17 protein-coding genes are annotated in these 16385 nt (G+C 61.5%); 8 read left to right on the top strand and 9 right to left on the bottom strand.

What is annotated here, in order from left to right:
• The first annotated feature begins 48 nt into the window (after window positions 1–48).
• On the top strand, window positions 49–1530 hold the full coding sequence (gene trpE / locus ACK59L_RS04845; RefSeq protein ID WP_409272178.1) for an anthranilate synthase component I: 1482 nt from the start codon (window positions 49–51) through the stop codon (window positions 1528–1530).
• 210 nt (window positions 1531–1740) lie between these two features.
• Here the strand turns inward: trpE and estP are convergent, their stop codons facing one another.
• Window positions 1741–3621, bottom strand: a complete 1881-nt coding sequence (estP, locus tag ACK59L_RS04840) for an esterase EstP (RefSeq protein WP_409272176.1) — start codon at window positions 3619–3621, stop codon at window positions 1741–1743.
• Window positions 3622–3989: 368 nt separating this feature from the next.
• Between estP and ACK59L_RS04835 the strand changes: the two genes are divergently transcribed.
• The 4 genes from ACK59L_RS04835 (at window position 3990) to ACK59L_RS04820 (ending at window position 7319) form a co-directional block, all read left to right on the top strand.
• Window positions 3990–4583, top strand: coding sequence for an aminodeoxychorismate/anthranilate synthase component II (locus tag ACK59L_RS04835; protein WP_058639595.1), 594 nt, complete (start codon window positions 3990–3992; stop codon window positions 4581–4583).
• 9 nt (window positions 4584–4592) lie between these two features.
• Window positions 4593–5642, top strand: a complete 1050-nt coding sequence (gene trpD, locus ACK59L_RS04830; protein WP_409272174.1) for an anthranilate phosphoribosyltransferase — start codon at window positions 4593–4595, stop codon at window positions 5640–5642.
• Window positions 5639–6472 carry an indole-3-glycerol phosphate synthase TrpC gene (trpC, locus tag ACK59L_RS04825; RefSeq protein WP_409272172.1) on the top strand — a complete coding sequence of 278 codons (834 nt, stop codon included), beginning with the start codon at window positions 5639–5641 and terminating at the stop codon, window positions 6470–6472. The genes trpD and trpC overlap by 4 nt, the downstream gene beginning before the upstream one ends.
• Window positions 6473–6614: 142 nt before the next feature.
• Window positions 6615–7319, top strand: coding sequence for a lipoate--protein ligase family protein (locus ACK59L_RS04820; RefSeq protein ID WP_196134848.1), 705 nt, complete (start codon window positions 6615–6617; stop codon window positions 7317–7319).
• Here the strand turns inward: ACK59L_RS04820 and crp are convergent.
• Window positions 7316–7960 (bottom strand): cAMP-activated global transcriptional regulator CRP, encoded by a 645-nt coding sequence (gene crp / locus ACK59L_RS04815; protein ID WP_196134849.1) that lies wholly within the window; start codon window positions 7958–7960, stop codon window positions 7316–7318. The genes ACK59L_RS04820 and crp overlap by 4 nt on opposite strands.
• A gap of 187 nt (window positions 7961–8147) precedes the next feature.
• Between crp and ACK59L_RS04810 the strand changes: the two genes are divergently transcribed.
• Window positions 8148–8570 carry an OsmC family protein gene (locus ACK59L_RS04810; RefSeq protein ID WP_023532673.1) on the top strand — a complete coding sequence of 141 codons (423 nt, stop codon included), beginning with the start codon at window positions 8148–8150 and terminating at the stop codon, window positions 8568–8570.
• Window positions 8571–8607: 37 nt separating this feature from the next.
• Here ACK59L_RS04810 and ACK59L_RS04805 read toward each other — a convergent pair whose 3' ends face one another.
• From ACK59L_RS04805 to hemJ, 5 genes are all read right to left on the bottom strand, one after another.
• Window positions 8608–9648 (bottom strand): DUF2157 domain-containing protein, encoded by a 1041-nt coding sequence (locus ACK59L_RS04805; RefSeq protein WP_409272169.1) that lies wholly within the window; start codon window positions 9646–9648, stop codon window positions 8608–8610.
• 9 nt (window positions 9649–9657) lie between these two features.
• Window positions 9658–10305, bottom strand: a complete 648-nt coding sequence (gene coq7 / locus ACK59L_RS04800) for a 2-polyprenyl-3-methyl-6-methoxy-1,4-benzoquinone monooxygenase (protein ID WP_058603061.1) — start codon at window positions 10303–10305, stop codon at window positions 9658–9660.
• 65 nt (window positions 10306–10370) lie between these two features.
• Complete coding sequence (locus tag ACK59L_RS04795) at window positions 10371–10709, bottom strand: histidine triad nucleotide-binding protein (RefSeq protein ID WP_058603062.1); 339 nt, start codon at window positions 10707–10709, stop codon at window positions 10371–10373.
• Window positions 10710–10773: 64 nt separating this feature from the next.
• Complete coding sequence (locus ACK59L_RS04790; protein ID WP_058603063.1) at window positions 10774–11556, bottom strand: SDR family oxidoreductase; 783 nt, start codon at window positions 11554–11556, stop codon at window positions 10774–10776.
• A gap of 177 nt (window positions 11557–11733) precedes the next feature.
• A complete protein-coding gene (hemJ, locus tag ACK59L_RS04785) occupies window positions 11734–12159 on the bottom strand; it encodes a protoporphyrinogen oxidase HemJ (RefSeq protein ID WP_023532455.1) in 426 nt (141 codons plus the stop codon).
• A 142-nt stretch (window positions 12160–12301) separates the two neighbouring features.
• Between hemJ and argC the strand changes: the two genes are divergently transcribed.
• Window positions 12302–13336 (top strand): N-acetyl-gamma-glutamyl-phosphate reductase, encoded by a 1035-nt coding sequence (gene argC / locus ACK59L_RS04780; protein ID WP_409272166.1) that lies wholly within the window; start codon window positions 12302–12304, stop codon window positions 13334–13336.
• 130 nt (window positions 13337–13466) lie between these two features.
• Entirely contained in the window at window positions 13467–13817 is a 351-nt protein-coding gene (gene erpA / locus ACK59L_RS04775) for an iron-sulfur cluster insertion protein ErpA (RefSeq protein ID WP_023532751.1), read from the top strand.
• Window positions 13818–13880: 63 nt separating this feature from the next.
• Here erpA and ACK59L_RS04770 read toward each other — a convergent pair whose 3' ends face one another.
• Both ACK59L_RS04770 and ACK59L_RS04765 read right to left on the bottom strand, forming a co-directional pair.
• Window positions 13881–14972 (bottom strand): anhydro-N-acetylmuramic acid kinase, encoded by a 1092-nt coding sequence (locus ACK59L_RS04770; protein WP_409272164.1) that lies wholly within the window; start codon window positions 14970–14972, stop codon window positions 13881–13883.
• Between the two features lie 4 nt (window positions 14973–14976).
• Window positions 14977–16385 (bottom strand): peptidoglycan DD-metalloendopeptidase family protein (locus ACK59L_RS04765; RefSeq protein ID WP_409272162.1); only part of this gene is annotated, 1409 nt, incomplete at its 5' end.

Here is a 16385-nt window from a genome sequence, read left to right as displayed (position 1 = left end):
CGGCCCATCCGTTTGCCCGAACCAATGCTGTTTGCCACGAGGCTACTCATGATCCGCGAAGAATTCCTGCGCCTGGCCGCTGCCGGCTATAACCGCATCCCCCTGGCCTGCGAAACCCTGGCCGACTTCGATACGCCCCTGTCGATCTACCTGAAACTGGCTGACCAGCCCAATTCCTACCTGCTCGAATCGGTGCAGGGCGGCGAGAAATGGGGGCGGTACTCGATGATTGGTCTGCCGTCGCGGACCGTGCTGCGTGTGCATGGCTACCACGTGTCCATCCTGCAGGACGGCGTCGAGGTCGAAAGCCATGACGTCGAGGACCCCCTGGCGTTCGTCGAAGCCTTCAAGCAGCGCTACAACGTGGCCGACGTTCCGGGCCTGCCGCGCTTCAACGGTGGACTGGTCGGCTATTTCGGGTATGACTGCGTGCGTTACGTTGAAAAGCGCTTGGGCGCGAGCCCCAACCCGGACCCTCTCGGGGTGCCGGACATCCTGCTGATGGTCTCCGATGCCGTGGTGGTGTTCGACAACCTCGCTGGCAAGATGCACGCCATCGTGCTGGTTGACCCTGCCCAGGAACAGGCCTATGAGCAAGGCCAGGCGCGCCTGCAAAGCCTGCTCGAAACGCTGCGCCAACCCATCACGCCACGCCGCGGGCTGGACCTGAGCGGGCCTCAGGCAGCCGAGCCTGCATTCCGGTCGAGCTACACGCGTGACGATTATGAGCATGCCGTCGGCCGTATCAAGGAATACATCCTGGCCGGTGACTGCATGCAGGTGGTGCCGTCGCAGCGCATGTCCATCGACTTCAAGGCAGCACCCATCGACCTCTACCGCGCCTTGCGTTGCTTCAACCCGACGCCGTACATGTATTTCTTCAACTTTGGGGACTTTCATGTCGTCGGCAGCTCGCCCGAAGTGCTGGTGCGGGTCGAGGACAACCTGGTCACGGTGCGACCCATCGCCGGTACACGCCCACGCGGTGCGACAGAGGAGGCCGATCGCGCGCTGGAAGACGATTTGCTGTCGGACGACAAGGAAATCGCAGAGCACCTGATGCTGATTGACCTGGGGCGCAACGACGTCGGCCGCGTATCGTCCACAGGCAGTGTGCGCCTGACCGAGAAGATGGTGATCGAGCGTTATTCCAATGTCATGCACATCGTTTCCAACGTCACCGGCCAGTTGCGCGAAGGGTTGACGGCGATGGATGCACTGCGGGCCATCCTGCCTGCCGGTACGCTGTCCGGGGCGCCCAAGATCCGTGCGATGGAGATCATCGATGAGCTGGAACCGGTCAAACGCGGGGTTTATGGCGGCGCAGTGGGGTACTTCGCCTGGAACGGCAACATGGATACGGCGATCGCCATCCGTACGGCCGTGATCAAGGATGGAGAGCTGCACGTACAGGCCGGCGGTGGCATTGTTGCCGATTCGGTGCCAGCGCTGGAGTGGGAAGAAACCATCAACAAGCGTCGGGCCATGTTCCGTGCGGTGGCGCTGGCCGAACAGACCACTTCTCGGTAGGTGGCGGTTGCCTGAGGGGTGACGCAGTCCAAGCCCCTGTATGAGCGTAATGCTGTTCACTCAAGATCGTTGGGGCCGTTTCACGGCCCATCGCGGCACAAGACCGCTCCTACACTGCCCTCGTAATGCCTGAGTTAGTAGGCTCAAAGGGTTTTGTAGGAGCGGTCTTGTGCCGCGAAGCGGCCCCGTTAATTTCAGGCTGGCCCTTTGCTAGAAATCCACGCTAACGCCAAGGCTCATACCTTGTTGCTTGAGCTCATCGCTCTTGCGCCAGTTGTAGCCGGCACGCACATTCACCCCTGCCACCACTTCATGGCTGACCCCAAGGCTCGCTCGGGTCAAGTTGCTATGGGGGGTATAGCCGTCGAGTGTGAAATCATTGGCTGGCAAAGCGGTGAAGTTCAGGCGTACGTCCTGCTGGTCATGCTCGAACTCGTGCTCCTGAGCCACCTCGGCAAATACTCGGGTAGCAGGCAATACCTGCACGCTACCCAGCAGGCCCAGGCCCAGCCGTCGTGACGTGCGCTCCTGGTCATCGAACCCCAGCGCCGTCGCGCGACCGCTCCTTTCGTCATAGCCATCGACCTTGACCCTGGCATAGTCAGCGCTCAGGAATGGCGCCAGCTGCCAGCGGGCACTTTCCGGCGCCAGGTTATAGCCCAGTCGGCCAGACACGGCCCATGTTTCGCCCTGGGTATCGCCTTTTTCACTGCGCTCGCTCACCCCCAGCGCGAAGGTGCGTTTCAGATCGTCATAATCCAGGTGCCCGACGGTCAATGCCGCATCTGCCCACCAGCGGTGCTGGCGGTACTGCGCAAAGACACTGGCCAGGTAGCTGTCGAGTGTGTAGTCCGAATCATGGCTGCCCACTTCCAGCTTCTGCCGGTACACGCCGCCAGCCAGCCCCAGCCGCCAGGCATCATCGACCCGGTAGCTACCGCCGAAAGTCAGGTTGTAACCGTGGCCGTCACCGTTGGCGGCGCTGCGTTGCCCGCCGAAGTCCAGGTCTTGCGCACCAGCGGCGATGAAAGGCTGCCACTGACCGACCGCTTGCCAAGGGGCCTGCCATTGGTTGCGCAGTTCATCCTGATGAGCGCTGACGCTGGCGTGGGCCATTTCGGGAAGCAGGGTAAGCTCCCAAGGGGCGGCCAGAACGGAGTAGGCGTAATCGGCGATCAGTTGCTGGCCAGCAATGGTCGGGTGCACGGCGTCGTTGAACAATAGCTTCGTGGGGTCTGGCGTGATGCCGTTGACGCCATACACGGGGTTGCCGACGCAGCTTTCGCCGCTATAGCACGTACCGACCAGGTTCTGGTCGCTGGCCAGTCCGAACTGAGCGGGGTGGGCCAGGGCCTCGCTCAGCAACAGTGGGACATTCAGGGGGATGACCTGAGCGTCGATTTGCCTGAGTTGGCTGACCAGTGCCTGGTTAAAGACACCGGACAGCAACGACAGGGGATTTTGCTGCGCCGTACCGCTGAAGTTGGGCGTCTGGCCAAGATCAGGCAACAGCCAAACCATGATGTAGCGGGCACCACCCTGTTGCAGGGCCTGAGCACTGGCGGCCAGGCGTGCACCGGCAGCCACGGCGTCGGCTGGGCTGTTGACCAGGCCCTGCAGGAAGTCGTTGCCGCCGCCTGTCACGTAATAAAGTGCATTGGGATCGGCGCGAAGGCCCGTTGCCAGGTAGCCAGGCTTTTCCCGAAGCACCAGGCCCGCGCCCAGAAGTCCCGGTGGGATGACCGTGCTGGAGGTGGTGGTGATGGAGTCCAGGATCTGCTTGGTGGTATAGCCGCCAACCGCCCAGTTGTTGCCATCGGGCAGGCCCAGCGCCGCATTGACCGGTGATGTGGAAGGCCCAAGCGCATCGGCGCCCAGGCCCAGGCGAGCGCCCAGGATCATCGGCGACACAGGTGCATAGCTGCCATCGGCATTGCGGTTGGTGAAGCGAAGGCCTGCGAACTGGCCGGCGTCGCTCAGGCTGTCACCGAATACGATCAATGAAGCGTACGGGTCAGCAGATGCAAATGCCTGGCCGCAGGCCAATGCCAGTGAGGCGGCGGTGACGCGCAATAACGGTACGTTGAGCATCAAGAAACATCCTTTTCTTTGTTTTTATCAGGACAACTTCATCGACCTTAGCAAAACGCCGCGCATCGCACCTGATGCCATTCGTTTCCCAGTGTTTACGGGCATATTGCGCCCGCCGCCCCGGTAGGCTACTGTGCCGAGACGTATGAGCGAGACCTACCCTGTGTTGATCGTCAGCAAACTCTTGATGCGCGTTATCAAGGCCCACGCCCGTTGGCGTTGGCGCGCCTGACTTTATCCTCTGCCGGTCCGTCCGGCCCGCCCCTGTTTGCCTTCCTGTCTCAACGTCTTTAGCGGCAAAGTTGCGCCTGCGACAGGTACAGGAAGGTTCGAATCATGAAGTCAGTAGGTTCAAGAGGTTTCATCCGATGTTACTGATGATCGACAATTACGACTCATTCACTTACAACGTCGTCCAGTACCTGGGCGAGTTAGGGGCTGATGTGCGGGTCATTCGCAATGACGAAATGACCATTGCCCAGATCGAAGCCCTCGCGCCGGAGCGCATCGTCGTTTCGCCTGGGCCCTGTACGCCGAGCGAAGCCGGTGTGTCCATCGAAGCCATCCTTCATTTCGCCGGTAAACTGCCGATTCTGGGCGTGTGCCTGGGCCATCAGTCCATCGGCCAGGCGTTCGGTGGCGATGTCGTGCGTGCACGCCAGGTGATGCACGGTAAGACGAGCCCCGTCCACCATCGCGACCTTGGCGTATTCAGCGGCCTGAACAATCCGGTGACCGTGACCCGCTACCATTCGCTGGTGATCAAGCGCCAGACGCTGCCGGAGTGCCTGGAAGTGACGGCCTGGACCGCACACGAAGATGGCTCGGTCGACGAGATCATGGGTGTACGGCACAAGACGTTGAATATCGAGGGCGTGCAATTTCACCCCGAGTCGATACTCACCGAGCAGGGCCATGAACTGTTCGCCAATTTCCTCCAGCAGACTGGCGGCCACCGCTAAGGAACGAATATGGATATCAAGAACGCGCTGGGTCGCATCGTCGGCCATCTGGACCTTTCCACCGATGAAATGCGCGGCGTGATGCGCCAGATCATGACCGGCCAATGCAGTGAAGCGCAGATTGGCGCATTTCTGATGGGCATGCGCATGAAAAGTGAAAGCATCGACGAAATCGTTGGCGCGGTGTCGGTCATGCGGGAGTTGGCTGACAAGGTCGAGCTGAACACCCTTGATGGGGTAGTCGACATCGTGGGTACCGGGGGCGATGGTGCCAATATCTTCAACGTGTCTACCGCATCCGCTTTTGTACTGGCCGCTGCCGGCTGCACCGTCGCCAAGCATGGGAACCGGGCGGTGTCCGGCAAAAGTGGCAGCGCAGACCTGCTGGAAGCGGCTGGCATCTACCTGAACCTGACGCCCGTTCAGGTGGCCCGCTGCATCGACAGCCTGGGTATCGGCTTCATGTTCGCCCAGAGTCACCACAGCGCCATGAAACATGCCGCTGGGCCGCGTCGCGATCTAGGGCTCAGGACCTTGTTCAACATGCTTGGCCCGCTTACGAATCCGGCCGGTGTGAAGCATCAGGTGGTTGGGGTGTTCACCCAGGCGCTCTGCCGTCCTTTGGCCGAGGTGCTGCACCGCCTGGGCAGCAAGCATGTGCTGGTGGTGCATTCCAAGGATGGACTGGACGAGTTCAGCCTGGCAGCGCCCACTTTCGTGGCTGAATTGAAAAATGGCGAGATTTCCGAGTACTGGGTTGAACCGGAAGACTTGGGCATGAAGAGCCAGAGCCTTCATGGCCTGGCGGTCGAGGACCCGCAAGCGTCCCTGGCGCTGATTCGTGATGCGCTGGGTCGACGCAAGACCGAGAACGGCCAGAAGGCCGCCGAGATGATCGTGCTCAATGCCGGTGCAGCCCTATATGCCGCAGATCACGCCATGAGCCTGAAGGCCGGCGTTGAACTTGCCCACGACGTGCTGCACACCGGGTTGGCCTGGGAGAAACTGCAGGAGCTGGGTGCGTTTACGGCCGTATTCAAGGTGGAGAATGAAGCATGAGCGTGCCAACGGTGCTGGAAAAGATCATCGCCCGCAAGTTCGAGGAAGTGGCCGAGCGCAGTGCTCGCGTAAGCCTTGCCGAACTTGAGCAGTTGGCCAAGGCGGCCGACGCGCCCCGTGGTTTCGCCAAGGCCATGCTGCGTCAGGCCGAGCGCAAGCAGCCAGCGGTGATCGCTGAAATCAAGAAGGCCTCCCCTAGCAAAGGTGTGATCCGGGAGCCTTTCGTCCCTGCAGACATTGCCGTGAGCTACGAGAAAGGCGGCGCAACTTGCCTGTCGGTGTTAACGGATGTCGATTATTTTCAGGGGGCGGACGACTACCTCAAAGAAGCGCGCGCAGCCGTGTCGCTGCCGGTGATCCGCAAGGACTTCATGGTCGACCCTTATCAAATCGTCGAGGCCCGTGCTCTGGGCGCAGATTGCGTGCTGCTGATCGTGTCGGCGCTCGACGATGTGAAAATGGCCGAGCTGGCCGCCACGGCCAAGTCGGTCGGGCTCGATGTGCTGGTGGAGGTGCACGATGGTGCTGAGCTTGAGCGCGCACTCAAGACGCTGGACACGCCATTGGTGGGGGTCAACAACCGTAACCTTCATACCTTCGAAGTGAACCTGGAGGCCACGCTGGACCTGCTGCCACGTATCCCCGCGGATCGGCTCGCCATTACCGAGAGCGGCATCCTCAATCAGGCCGATGTGCAGCTGATGAAGATCAACCGCGTCTATTCATTCCTGGTGGGTGAGGCATTCATGCGGGCTGAGAACCCGGGGCTCGAGCTCCAGCGCTTGTTCTTCCCTGATCAAGTGAAAAAGACCATTCAGCAACTGGACTGAATGAACCAAGCCGGCCATGTTGCCGGCTTTTTCATGGTTGCCATCTGGCTCAGGGGCGCGTTCGCCCTGATGCCTGTCGTGCAGAGGCTGTGACGCTAACGGTAGTGGCCACAGGCTGCGTAACTCAATCGAAGGTGAATCAATGACTGACCAGCCCCTGGCCCTTACCGTCGAGCAAGGGCTGCTTGCCGAACAGGACCTGCTGGCCGCCGTTTGCCGGGGCGAGCGCGATAACGGTGTGTTGTTCTGGCGCCCCACTGACCAGGCGCTAGTGATGCCTCGCAGGATGAGCCGGCTGGAGCACTTTGAAGCGGCGAGTGCGCAATTGGCTGGCGCTGGCTGGCCAGTGCTGCTGCGCGAAACCGGCGGCGAACCTGTACCGCAGTCCCATTCGACGGTAAATATCGCCCTGGTCTATGCGGCCCCGCGCAGTGAGGGCGATCAAGGGCGTATCGAAAAAGCCTACCAGCGCTTGTGCCTGCCACTGTGCGAGGTGCTGCAGGAGTGGGGAGGTGTCGCCTCGGTGGGCGAGATCGAGGGTGCATTCTGCGATGGCCGGTACAACGTCAACCTCAATGGCCGCAAGTTGGTGGGGACCGCCCAGCGCTGGCGCCAGGCCGCCGCAAGCAACGGCCCGGTGGTGCTGGTGCATGGGGCATTGCTGCTGGATAACGACCGGGAGGCAATGGTAGCTGCCGTCAACCACTTCAATATGTGCTGCAACCTTGAACAGCGATGCCGCGCCGATGCACACATCGCCTTGCATGAGGTAGCACCGGCGGCACCGTGGTTCGCACGGCTATCCCAAGCGTACGCGCAGGTGCTGGCTGAGGTGCCCGTCAGCTAGCGCGTGCCATGTACCACCATGGTCTTGCCCTTGACCTGGACCAGGCTGCGTTCTTCCAGGTCCTTCAGGACGCGGCCGACCATCTCCCGTGAACAACCGACGATTCGCCCGATTTCCTGACGGGTGATCTTGATCTGCATGCCGTCTGGATGGGTCATGGCGTCGGGCTGCTTGCACAAATCGAGCAAGCACCGCGCAACTCGGCCGGTGACATCGAAGAAGGCCAGGTCCCCAACCTTGCGGGTAGTGTCGCGCAGGCGCTGGGCCATCTGGCTACTGACGGCGTAGAGCATGTCCGGCTCGTGTCGTACTAGTTCGCGGAACTTGTCGTAGCTGATTTCCGCCACTTCGCACTCGGTCTTGGCCCGAACCCAGGCGCTACGATGCTGCTGCGCCTCAACCGGTTCGAACAGCCCTAGCTCACCGAAGAAGTCACCGCTGTTGAGGTAGGCGATGATCATTTCATGGCCATTTTCGTCTTCGATGAGGATGGTGACCGACCCCTTGATGATGAACGACAACGTCTGCGCGCGTTCACCTGCACTGATGATGTTGCTCTTGGCGCTGTAGCGCCGGCGTTGGCAGTGCACCAGCAGTTTGTCGATGTTCTTGATCTTTGGGGGTAGGGCAGAGGCTACCATCGCGAAATCCTGTTCTGTGCAGTCCATGGGCGTCCATGGCTGTTGGCTGGAAAAACGCCATTCGATTGGCGCCAGCTTATCAGACACTACAAAATGTTTCGGCACTAAAGCGCCTCCTTACATACTTTTCCCACAGCGGCACAACGACTAAGCTGACACCCTTTTTGCGAATTCAGGAGTTCGGGTGATGAAGGCACGTATCCAGTGGGCCGGTGAGGCAATGTTCCTTGGCGAGTCCGGCAGCGGCCACGTCGTGGTGATGGATGGCCCACCCGAGGCCGGCGGCCGCAACCTGGGCGTCAGGCCGATGGAAATGCTGTTGTTGGGCCTGGGCGGGTGCAGCAGTTTCGATGTGGTCAGCATCCTGAAAAAGTCGCGCCAGGCGGTGGAGAGCTGCGAAGCGTTTCTCGAGGCCGAGCGGGCAGGCGAGGATCCAAAGGTATTTACCAAGATCCACATGAATTTCGTGGTAAAGGGCCGCGGGTTGAAAGAGGCCCAGGTCAAGCGTGCCGTCGAGCTTTCGGCCGAAAAATACTGCTCGGCGTCGATCATGCTTGAGCGTGCCGGGGTCGAAATCACCCATGGCTACGAGATCGTGGAACTGGGTTGAGCAACGGGTCGAGCTGCGCGGCGCGTGCCGGCGGCGCTTAATGGCGCAGTGCTGGCAGTGTCGCGTATAGCCAGCCTGGTAGTGCGCTTCTGACCGACTGGCTCAACGCCTCCCGGTGTTTTTGGTAAAGCAGGCCCAGCCCTATGACGCCCAGGCCGATCAAGCTGACCAACACCGGGAACAGCAGGGATTGGGCAAATACGTCATACGCCAGGTACCCCAGGTAGGCGGCAACGCCAAGTGCTCCGAACACCATGAAGACGGGCCGGCGCAGCAACACTGCAACCCCCATGAGCACAAGGTTTATCAGGCAGTAGGTGGCTTTCCCCCATTCACTGCCGCTGTCGAGCATCGTCAACCCACCCCAGAAGGCTGCAAGGCCGGCCAGATAGCCCCAATGGGCATAGTCTTGCCGCGTCCTGCCATCGACTACCAGAAACACCAGCAAGGTCGCCAACCCGAACCACAGAGATACCACTCGGCGTTGTTCCCAACTGAATGGCGCGCCGAATACCCACTCGGTAAGGTCCATCGACATGAACCACAGGGCAACGGCAATGGGCATGACGATAAACGGGTAGGGGACAAGGCGGAGCATCGCCACACCTGCAACAACGGTGGCGGCCTCCATGGCCAGCCAACCGCCCTGTACATGGGTGTAGTACTGGTGGTAATCGGCTTGCACGTCATCGAGCGGCCACCAACCGAGCAACCGCTCCAGCGCGAAGACCGCCAGTGGCACGATACTGACCGCGGCTGCGGCCAGTACGCCGGCCGCAATGGGTTGCTTGCGCTTTTGAAGACTGAGTGCGACCAGGGTCAGCAACCCGATATAGGCACTGGCCACGGCCAGCAACGCGGTGTCGCCGATGCGTAGCCATGCCTCGTTGAGCAGCCAGCCCATGGCCCCCATGACCAGCAGCGCGCCGAAGTAGAACGCGCTGTGGGCCAGTTGAAGGCTGCCCGTCGCCTCTTGATGCTGGCTGAGAAAGGCTTGCAAGGCCTGGTCCTGGCCTGGCTGGAGAATCCCCGCCTCGACCGCTCGCGCCAGGTCCTTGGCATCGAAACGTGTTGTCATGGCGAGCCTTCAGATGCGATAGGTGCTCTTGGTCATGACCTTGGCCAGCAGGCTCATGCCAAAACGCACAGGCGCAGGGAAGCGGTAGCCACCGGCTTGCAGTGCCGTATCGGCGTGCTGTTCTTCGTCGACGCGCATCTGCTCGAGGATGGCTCGGGATTTTTCATCTTCAGTAGGGATCTGTACCAGGTGCTCGTCCAGGTGCTTGCAGACTTGGTGCTCCGTCGCTGCCACGAAGCCCAGGCTCACCTTGTCGCTCACCAGCCCGGCAAAAGCGCCGATGCCGAATGACATGCCGTAGAACAGCGGGTTCAGGACGCTGGGGTGGCTGTTGAGTTGACGGATGCGTTGTTCGCACCAGGCCAGATGATCGATTTCCTCATCTGCAGCACGCTCCATGGCCTTGCGCACCGACGGCAGCTTGGCCGTCAAAGCCTGGCCTTGATAAAGCGCCTGGGCGCAGACTTCACCGGTGTGGTTGATGCGCATCAGCCCTGCCACGTGACGTGCCTGCCGATCTTCGAGTTCGACGGCGGGCTTGACGATGGCCGGGGACGGACGAGAGGGTTGGCCGCTGAACGGCAGCAAGGTGCGCATGGCGGTGTCGGCCTGCAGCAACAAGCGGTCGAGCGGGGAATAGTGACGTTCGGTAGCCATCGGGCACCTCCGCAAGAATGTGCCCGACAGTCTAACCCAATCGCGCTCGAGTCGCTTGCGGTGGATCAGCCCGGTGGCCAGTTCATCTGGCGTTGGCCGAGCACGTGCATGTGAATGTGGTAGACCGTCTGCCCACCTTGTTCATTGCAGTTCATGACCACGCGAAAGCCTTCCTCGCAGCCCAGTTCCCTGGCCAGACGCTGGGCCGTGAACAGAATGTGCCCAGCCAGGCCCTTGTCTTCTTCGGTCAGGTCGTTGAGGGTGCGGATGTGCTTTTTCGGAATGACCAGAAAATGCACCGGGGCCTGGGGGGCGATGTCGTGAAATGCCAGAACCTGGTCATCTTCGTAGATGATCTTCGCCGGGATCTCCCGGTTAATGATCTTGAGGAATAAATCGTCCACAGCACTTGCTCCATGGTGAGGGTCCGGGCCGAGTGTACTCAGGCCGAAGCCGCTCGCCCAGCGACTATTCCATACCGACTGGACAATAACGCCGGTGAATCACACCTGCCAGCTTGCGCACCAACCCGTTCGGCAGCAGGCGCGGGGCGAACGCCAGCCAGCGATTGCGTCGCCCCGGCAGAATCAAGGCGCGGTTGCGGGCGAGCGCGCGAACGGTGTACAGCGCCACTTCCTCGGGGCTGAGGCAGCGGCTTTTGCCTTCGAGCCGGGCGATGTGGCGCCGTGAGGAACGCACCGGCCCCGGGCACAGCACGCAGACCTTGATGCCTGTGGGTTTGAGCTCTTCGCGCAGGGCCTGGGAGAAATTCATTACGTATGCCTTGCTGGCGGCATAGGTGGCCATCCATGGCCCGGGGGCCACGCCGGCCAGCCCGGCAACGTTGAGGATCTGGCCGCCGCCCTGTACCGCCATCAGATTGCCGATGGCATGACACAAGCGGCTCAGTGCCAGCACGTTGACTTCGAGCAGGTCCTGTTCGTCGGCCCATTCATGGGCCAGGAATGGGCCATAGGTGCGCTGACCGGCGCAGTTGACCAGCAAATCGATGCGCCGCTCGCCTTCTTCCAGCTCGAGGACGAACCCTGACAGCCTAAGCGGTTGGCTCAGATCGCACGCACGCAACAGCACTTCGACGCCGAAACGCTGGGCAAGCTCGATGGCGACCGGCTCCAGGGTTTCACGGTGGCGTGCGACCAGGATCAGGTTGCGCCCGCGCCGTGCCAGGGCCTCCGCCAGGGCCAGGCCCAAGCCGGTGGAGGCGCCGGTGATCATGGCGTAACGGGTCATGCAGGGCTCCTGGGGCCGAAGAGGGCATCTAGTGTACAGCTTGGCGGTGGCGGATGCTGCGTTTTGCTGGGCCGCCCAAGCTTGGGAGTGCGCCGCTGCGTGGGCTGTCAGTGGCGCTTACGACGATCGGCGAGTAGCTTTGCACCTTCCTGGCAGCCCCAGTGCTGGGCACCATTCTCAGAACGGTTTGACCACCACCAAGATGACGACCGCCAGGAGGATCAGAACAGGTACCTCGTTGAACCAGCGATAGTAGACATGGCTGCGGGTGTTGGTGCCGGCGGCGAAGCGTTTGCGCTGGGCCCCGCACACATGGTGGTAGCCGGTCAGCAGAAGCACCAGTGTCAGCTTGGCGTGCAGCCAGCCCTGGCTCAGCCACCCCGGTGTGAGGTAGAGCATCCAGGCGCCGAACACATACGTGGCGATCATCGCCGGGTTCATGATGCCTCGGTACAGCTTGCGTTCCATCGTCACGAACCGGTCCTGGCTGATGCTGTCCTGGCTCTGGGCATGGTAGACGAACAGCCGTGGCAAGTAGAACAGGCCGGCGAACCAGCATACGACGCTGACGATGTGCAGCGCTTTGATCCATAGGTAGAGCATCGGGGCATTCCTTCAGGTATTCACGGTCGTCAGATAGTAGTGCCCAGGCGCCCTCAGGGACACCTGAAGTGTTGTGACAGACGCATCACGCCCCTATCATCGTGCGTTTTTCCAGACGGCTCGTTGATAAGGGGCAAGCGTTATGATCAAGGTCGGTATCGTCGGCGGCACGGGTTACACCGGCGTCGAACTGTTGCGTCTGCTGGCTCAGCACCCACAGGCCGAGGTAGCGGTCATCACCTCGCGCTCGGAAGCCGGTGTGGCGGTGGCCGACATGTATCCGAACCTGCGCGGCCATTACGACGGCCTTGCATTCAGCGTGCCTGACAGCAAGACCCTGGGCGCGTGTGATGTGGTGTTTTTTGCCACCCCCCATGGTGTCGCTCATGCCCTGGCGGGCGAGCTCCTGGCGGCGGGCACCAAGGTCATAGACCTGTCGGCCGACTTCCGCCTGCAGGACGCAGTGGAGTGGGCAAAGTGGTACGGCCAGCCTCACGGCGCGCCTGATCTGCTCGACGGTGCCGTGTACGGTTTGCCTGAGGTCAACCGCGACAAGATCCGCCAGGCGCGCCTGATCGCGGTTCCGGGCTGCTACCCAACCGCCACTCAACTGGGTTTCCTGCCGTTGCTCGAAGCTGGCTTGGCCGACGCGTCGCGCTTGATCGCCGACTGCAAATCCGGTGTCAGCGGTGCCGGACGGGGTGCGGCGGTCGGGTCGCTGTTCTGTGAGGCCGGTGAGAGCATGAAGGCCTACGCGGTCAAGGGGCATCGTCACCTTCCGGAAATCAGCCAGGGCCTGCGTCTGGCTGCGGGCAAGGACATTGGCCTGACCTTCGTCCCTCACCTGACGCCGATGATCCGCGGCATCCATGCCACCTTGTATGCGACTGTCGCCGACACATCGGTCGACCTCCAGGCGCTTTACGAGAAGCGCTACGCCAACGAACCCTTCGTGGACGTGATGCCCGCCGGTAGCCACCCCGAAACCCGCAGCGTGCGCGGCGCCAACGTCTGCCGCATTGCTGTTCATCGTCCACAAGGGAGTGATCTGGTCGTGGTGTTGTCGGTCATCGACAACCTGGTCAAAGGCGCTTCCGGGCAGGCCGTGCAGAACCTGAACATCGTATTCGGGCTTGATGAGCGCATGGGGCTGAGCCATGCCGGCCTGTTGCCGTAAGCTGACGAGGGCTTACGGCGAGCTGTGCTGATCGCGACCTGCCCGTCGCCTATTGTTGACCGATTTTCTCGGGAAAGCGGATAATGGCCGTCATCGAGTTTTATGACGGCCGTCGGCCGGGAGAATCAACATGAGCGTCGAAACCTTCACCCCTACGGTTTTGGAATTTACCCACGGTGCTGCGCTGAAGGTGAAGAACCTGGTTTCCGAAGAGGGCAATGACCGCCTGAAACTGCGTGTATTCGTCACCGGTGGTGGTTGCTCGGGTTTCCAGTATGGCTTCACGTTCGATGAGGAAGTGGCCGACGACGATACCATCGTGGAGCGCGAGGGGGTCTCGCTGGTAGTGGACCCGATGAGCTTCCAGTACCTGGCCGGTGCCGAGGTGGATTACCAGGAGGGCCTGGAAGGCTCGCGCTTCATTATCAAGAACCCCAATGCTGCCACCACCTGTGGCTGTGGCTCTTCGTTCTCGATCTGAAGCCTTGCCTTCGTCAAAACGCCGCGCTTAAGCGCGGCGTTTTTCGTTGGACAGGTCAATGGCTCAGGCCGGATAGATGGCGCCCAGAACACGCAGGCCTTTGGCGGCTGTAACGCTGGGGCGGTTGGCAGGGATGCCCTCAAGGCAGCAATGCGCCAGCCAGGCGAACGCCATGGCCTCAACCCAATCAGGGTCTACCCCCTGTTCGGCTGTGCTGGATACCTTCACGCCAGGCAGACCTGTTGCAAGGCGAGCCATCAAGGCGCCATTGTGTGCGCCACCCCCACATACCAGAAGGGTCCTGGTGCCCTGCTGTGCGGTGCTCAGCGAATCGATGATGCTTTGGGCGCTGACTTCCAGCAGCGTTGCCTGGACGTCCTCGTCGCGGTAGGCAGGCAGCGCAGCGAGATGGCTGTCCAGCCAGCGCAGGTTGAAGACTTCTCGGCCTGTACTCTTAGGCCCACTGCCGGCAAAGAATGGGTCGGCCATGAGGGAGGCCAGCAGGGCAGGTTGCACAGCCCCGTACGCCGCCCAGGCGCCGTTGGCATCGTATGTCTGGCCGCGTTTGCGCTCGATCCAGGCGTCCATCAGGACATTGCCCGGTCCGCAATCGAAGCCTCGGACCGGCTTGTCTTTGGCAATCAAGCTGAGGTTGCTGAAACCGCCCACGTTCAGAATGGCCAGCGGCTGTTCGAGATGGCCGAACAGCGTTTCGTGGAACGCCGGGACGAGCGGCGCGCCCTGACCACCGGCCGCTACGTCACGGCGACGAAAGTCGGCCACGACCGTGATGCCTGACAGTTCAGCCAGGAGCGCCGGGTTGCCGATCTGCACGGTGAAGCCTCGGGCAGGCTCATGGCGAATGGTCTGGCCATGGCTGCCGATAGCGCGAATGTCTTTGGGCTGCAAGGCATGGTGGTCGAGCAAATCCAGTATGCCTCGGGCTGCCAAGGCCGCCCACAGGTTCTCAGCGAGGGCGACCCGCGCTACTTCATCCGGCCCAGAAGTACACAGGTCAAGCAGCGCTTGCCGCAGCTCCGTTGGCATGGGCAGATAATGGGTGGCGAGCAGTTCGATGTGCTCGCCTTGCTCGATCAGGGCGATGTCCAGCCCATCCAGGCTGGTCCCTGACATCACACCTAGGTAAAGGCCCATGGGCTCACCGTTTGTTCATGGCAAGTAGCGTGGCTTTTTCCTGATCCATGCGTGCGATCAGCGGCTGGCTTTGCTGCAGGAAACGCTGGCGCTCGTTCTTGGCGATCGGATCGGACATCGGCACTTTCTGGCTCAGCGGGTCAACATGCACGCCGTTGACCTGGAACTCGTAGTGCAGGTGGGGACCGGTGGAAAGGCCGGTGGTCCCGATATAGCCGATGATCTGGCCCTGCTTGACCGAGCCCCCGGTCTTGATGCCTTTGGCAAAGCCTTGCATGTGACCGTACAAGGTCTTGTACCGATTGCCGTGCTGAATGATCACCGTATTGCCGTAGCCGCCGCGCCGGCCGGCCAGCTCGATACGGCCATCACCCGCGGCCTTGATGGGCGTGCCTCGCGGGGCTGCATAGTCCACCCCCTTGTGGGCGCGGATCTTGTTGAGAATCGGGTGCTTGCGCCCGGCAGAGAAGCGGGAGCTGATGCGCGCGAAATCCACGGGTGTGCGGATGAAGGCTTTGCGCAGGCTGTTGCCATCGGCCGTGTAGTAGCTGGTGTTGCCTTGCTTGTTGGTATAGCGCACGGCCGTGTAGGTCTTGCCGCGGTTGGTAAAGCGCGCCGAGAGGATATTACCGGTGCCGACCACTTTGCCGTCCATCACCTTCTGCTCATAGACCACGTCGAACTCGTCACCTTGGCGAATATCCTGGGCGAAGTCGATGTCGTAGCCCAGCACCTTGGCCATGTCCATGGTCAGGCTGTGGGACAACCCGGCGCGTTGTGCCGATGCCGAGAGCGAGCTCTTGATGACGCCATGGGCGTAGGCGGTGCGCACTACGGGTTTGCTGATTTCACGGTTGAAGGTGTAGCCCTTGGCCGTCTTGGTCAGGCGAATGGTTTCGAGGCTGCCGACCTTGCTGTGCAAGCTGGCCAGCTGGCCTTGCTTGTCCAATTCGAACTGCAGGACCTGGCCATGCTTGAGCTGGCTGAACTGCTTGGCTTGCTTGCTGCTGGCAAGAATGTCGTGGACCGCATTGGCCGGCAGGCCGACCTTGGCGAACAGCGTTGACAAGGTATCCCCGCTTGCGACGGTGACTTCCCGGTGGGCAGGGTCTTTCGCAGGCTGTGCGGCGGCTTCGGCTGGTGGGGTTTGCTGTTCGGCTTTCTGGGTGGAGGCAGCCGCCTCATCGATCTGCGCAAACGGCGAGCCTTGCTCACCGTTTGCCTGCACCAGTGGCGCCGCGCGGGATTCGTCTTTCAGTTGCTCGGCTGGGGTTTCCAGCTCGAGGTTGAGAGTGGTTTTCTTGGCTTCCACGTCGCTGGATGGGAACACCAGCAATGCCAGGCTAAGCAGGGCGGCAATGCCGCTGGCGGCCAACAGGTGTGTTTTCGGATAAAGCGGAGGCGCTTTAGGCG

The organism is Pseudomonas sp. KCJK9111 (genome assembly GCF_046231935.1).
In the GTDB taxonomy this organism is placed as follows: domain Bacteria; phylum Pseudomonadota; class Gammaproteobacteria; order Pseudomonadales; family Pseudomonadaceae; genus Aquipseudomonas; species Aquipseudomonas parafulva_B.
The sequence above is the reverse complement of the archived record's forward strand: the minus strand, read 5'-3'. Positions and strand labels throughout refer to the sequence as shown.

What these genes read in the sequence shown, in the direction of transcription:
- erpA (WP_023532751.1), top strand. Translation starts at nt 13,467, where the DNA reads ATGAGCGTCGAAACCTTCACCCCTACGGTTTTGGAATTTACCCACGGT.
- ACK59L_RS04790 (WP_058603063.1), bottom strand. Translation starts at nt 11,556, where the DNA reads ATGACCCGTTACGCCATGATCACCGGCGCCTCCACCGGCTTGGGCCTG.
- ACK59L_RS04810 (WP_023532673.1), top strand. Translation starts at nt 8,148, where the DNA reads ATGAAGGCACGTATCCAGTGGGCCGGTGAGGCAATGTTCCTTGGCGAG.
- ACK59L_RS04770 (WP_409272164.1), bottom strand. Translation starts at nt 14,972, where the DNA reads ATGGGCCTTTACCTAGGTGTGATGTCAGGGACCAGCCTGGATGGGCTG.
- ACK59L_RS04820 (WP_196134848.1), top strand. Translation starts at nt 6,615, where the DNA reads ATGACTGACCAGCCCCTGGCCCTTACCGTCGAGCAAGGGCTGCTTGCC.
- argC (WP_409272166.1), top strand. Translation starts at nt 12,302, where the DNA reads ATGATCAAGGTCGGTATCGTCGGCGGCACGGGTTACACCGGCGTCGAA.
- ACK59L_RS04805 (WP_409272169.1), bottom strand. Translation starts at nt 9,648, where the DNA reads ATGACAACACGTTTCGATGCCAAGGACCTGGCGCGAGCGGTCGAGGCG.
- trpC (WP_409272172.1), top strand. Translation starts at nt 5,639, where the DNA reads ATGAGCGTGCCAACGGTGCTGGAAAAGATCATCGCCCGCAAGTTCGAG.
- trpD (WP_409272174.1), top strand. Translation starts at nt 4,593, where the DNA reads ATGGATATCAAGAACGCGCTGGGTCGCATCGTCGGCCATCTGGACCTT.
- crp (WP_196134849.1), bottom strand. Translation starts at nt 7,960, where the DNA reads ATGGTAGCCTCTGCCCTACCCCCAAAGATCAAGAACATCGACAAACTG.
- hemJ (WP_023532455.1), bottom strand. Translation starts at nt 12,159, where the DNA reads ATGCTCTACCTATGGATCAAAGCGCTGCACATCGTCAGCGTCGTATGC.
- trpE (WP_409272178.1), top strand. Translation starts at nt 49, where the DNA reads ATGATCCGCGAAGAATTCCTGCGCCTGGCCGCTGCCGGCTATAACCGC.
- ACK59L_RS04835 (WP_058639595.1), top strand. Translation starts at nt 3,990, where the DNA reads ATGTTACTGATGATCGACAATTACGACTCATTCACTTACAACGTCGTC.
- coq7 (WP_058603061.1), bottom strand. Translation starts at nt 10,305, where the DNA reads ATGGCTACCGAACGTCACTATTCCCCGCTCGACCGCTTGTTGCTGCAG.
- estP (WP_409272176.1), bottom strand. Translation starts at nt 3,621, where the DNA reads ATGCTCAACGTACCGTTATTGCGCGTCACCGCCGCCTCACTGGCATTG.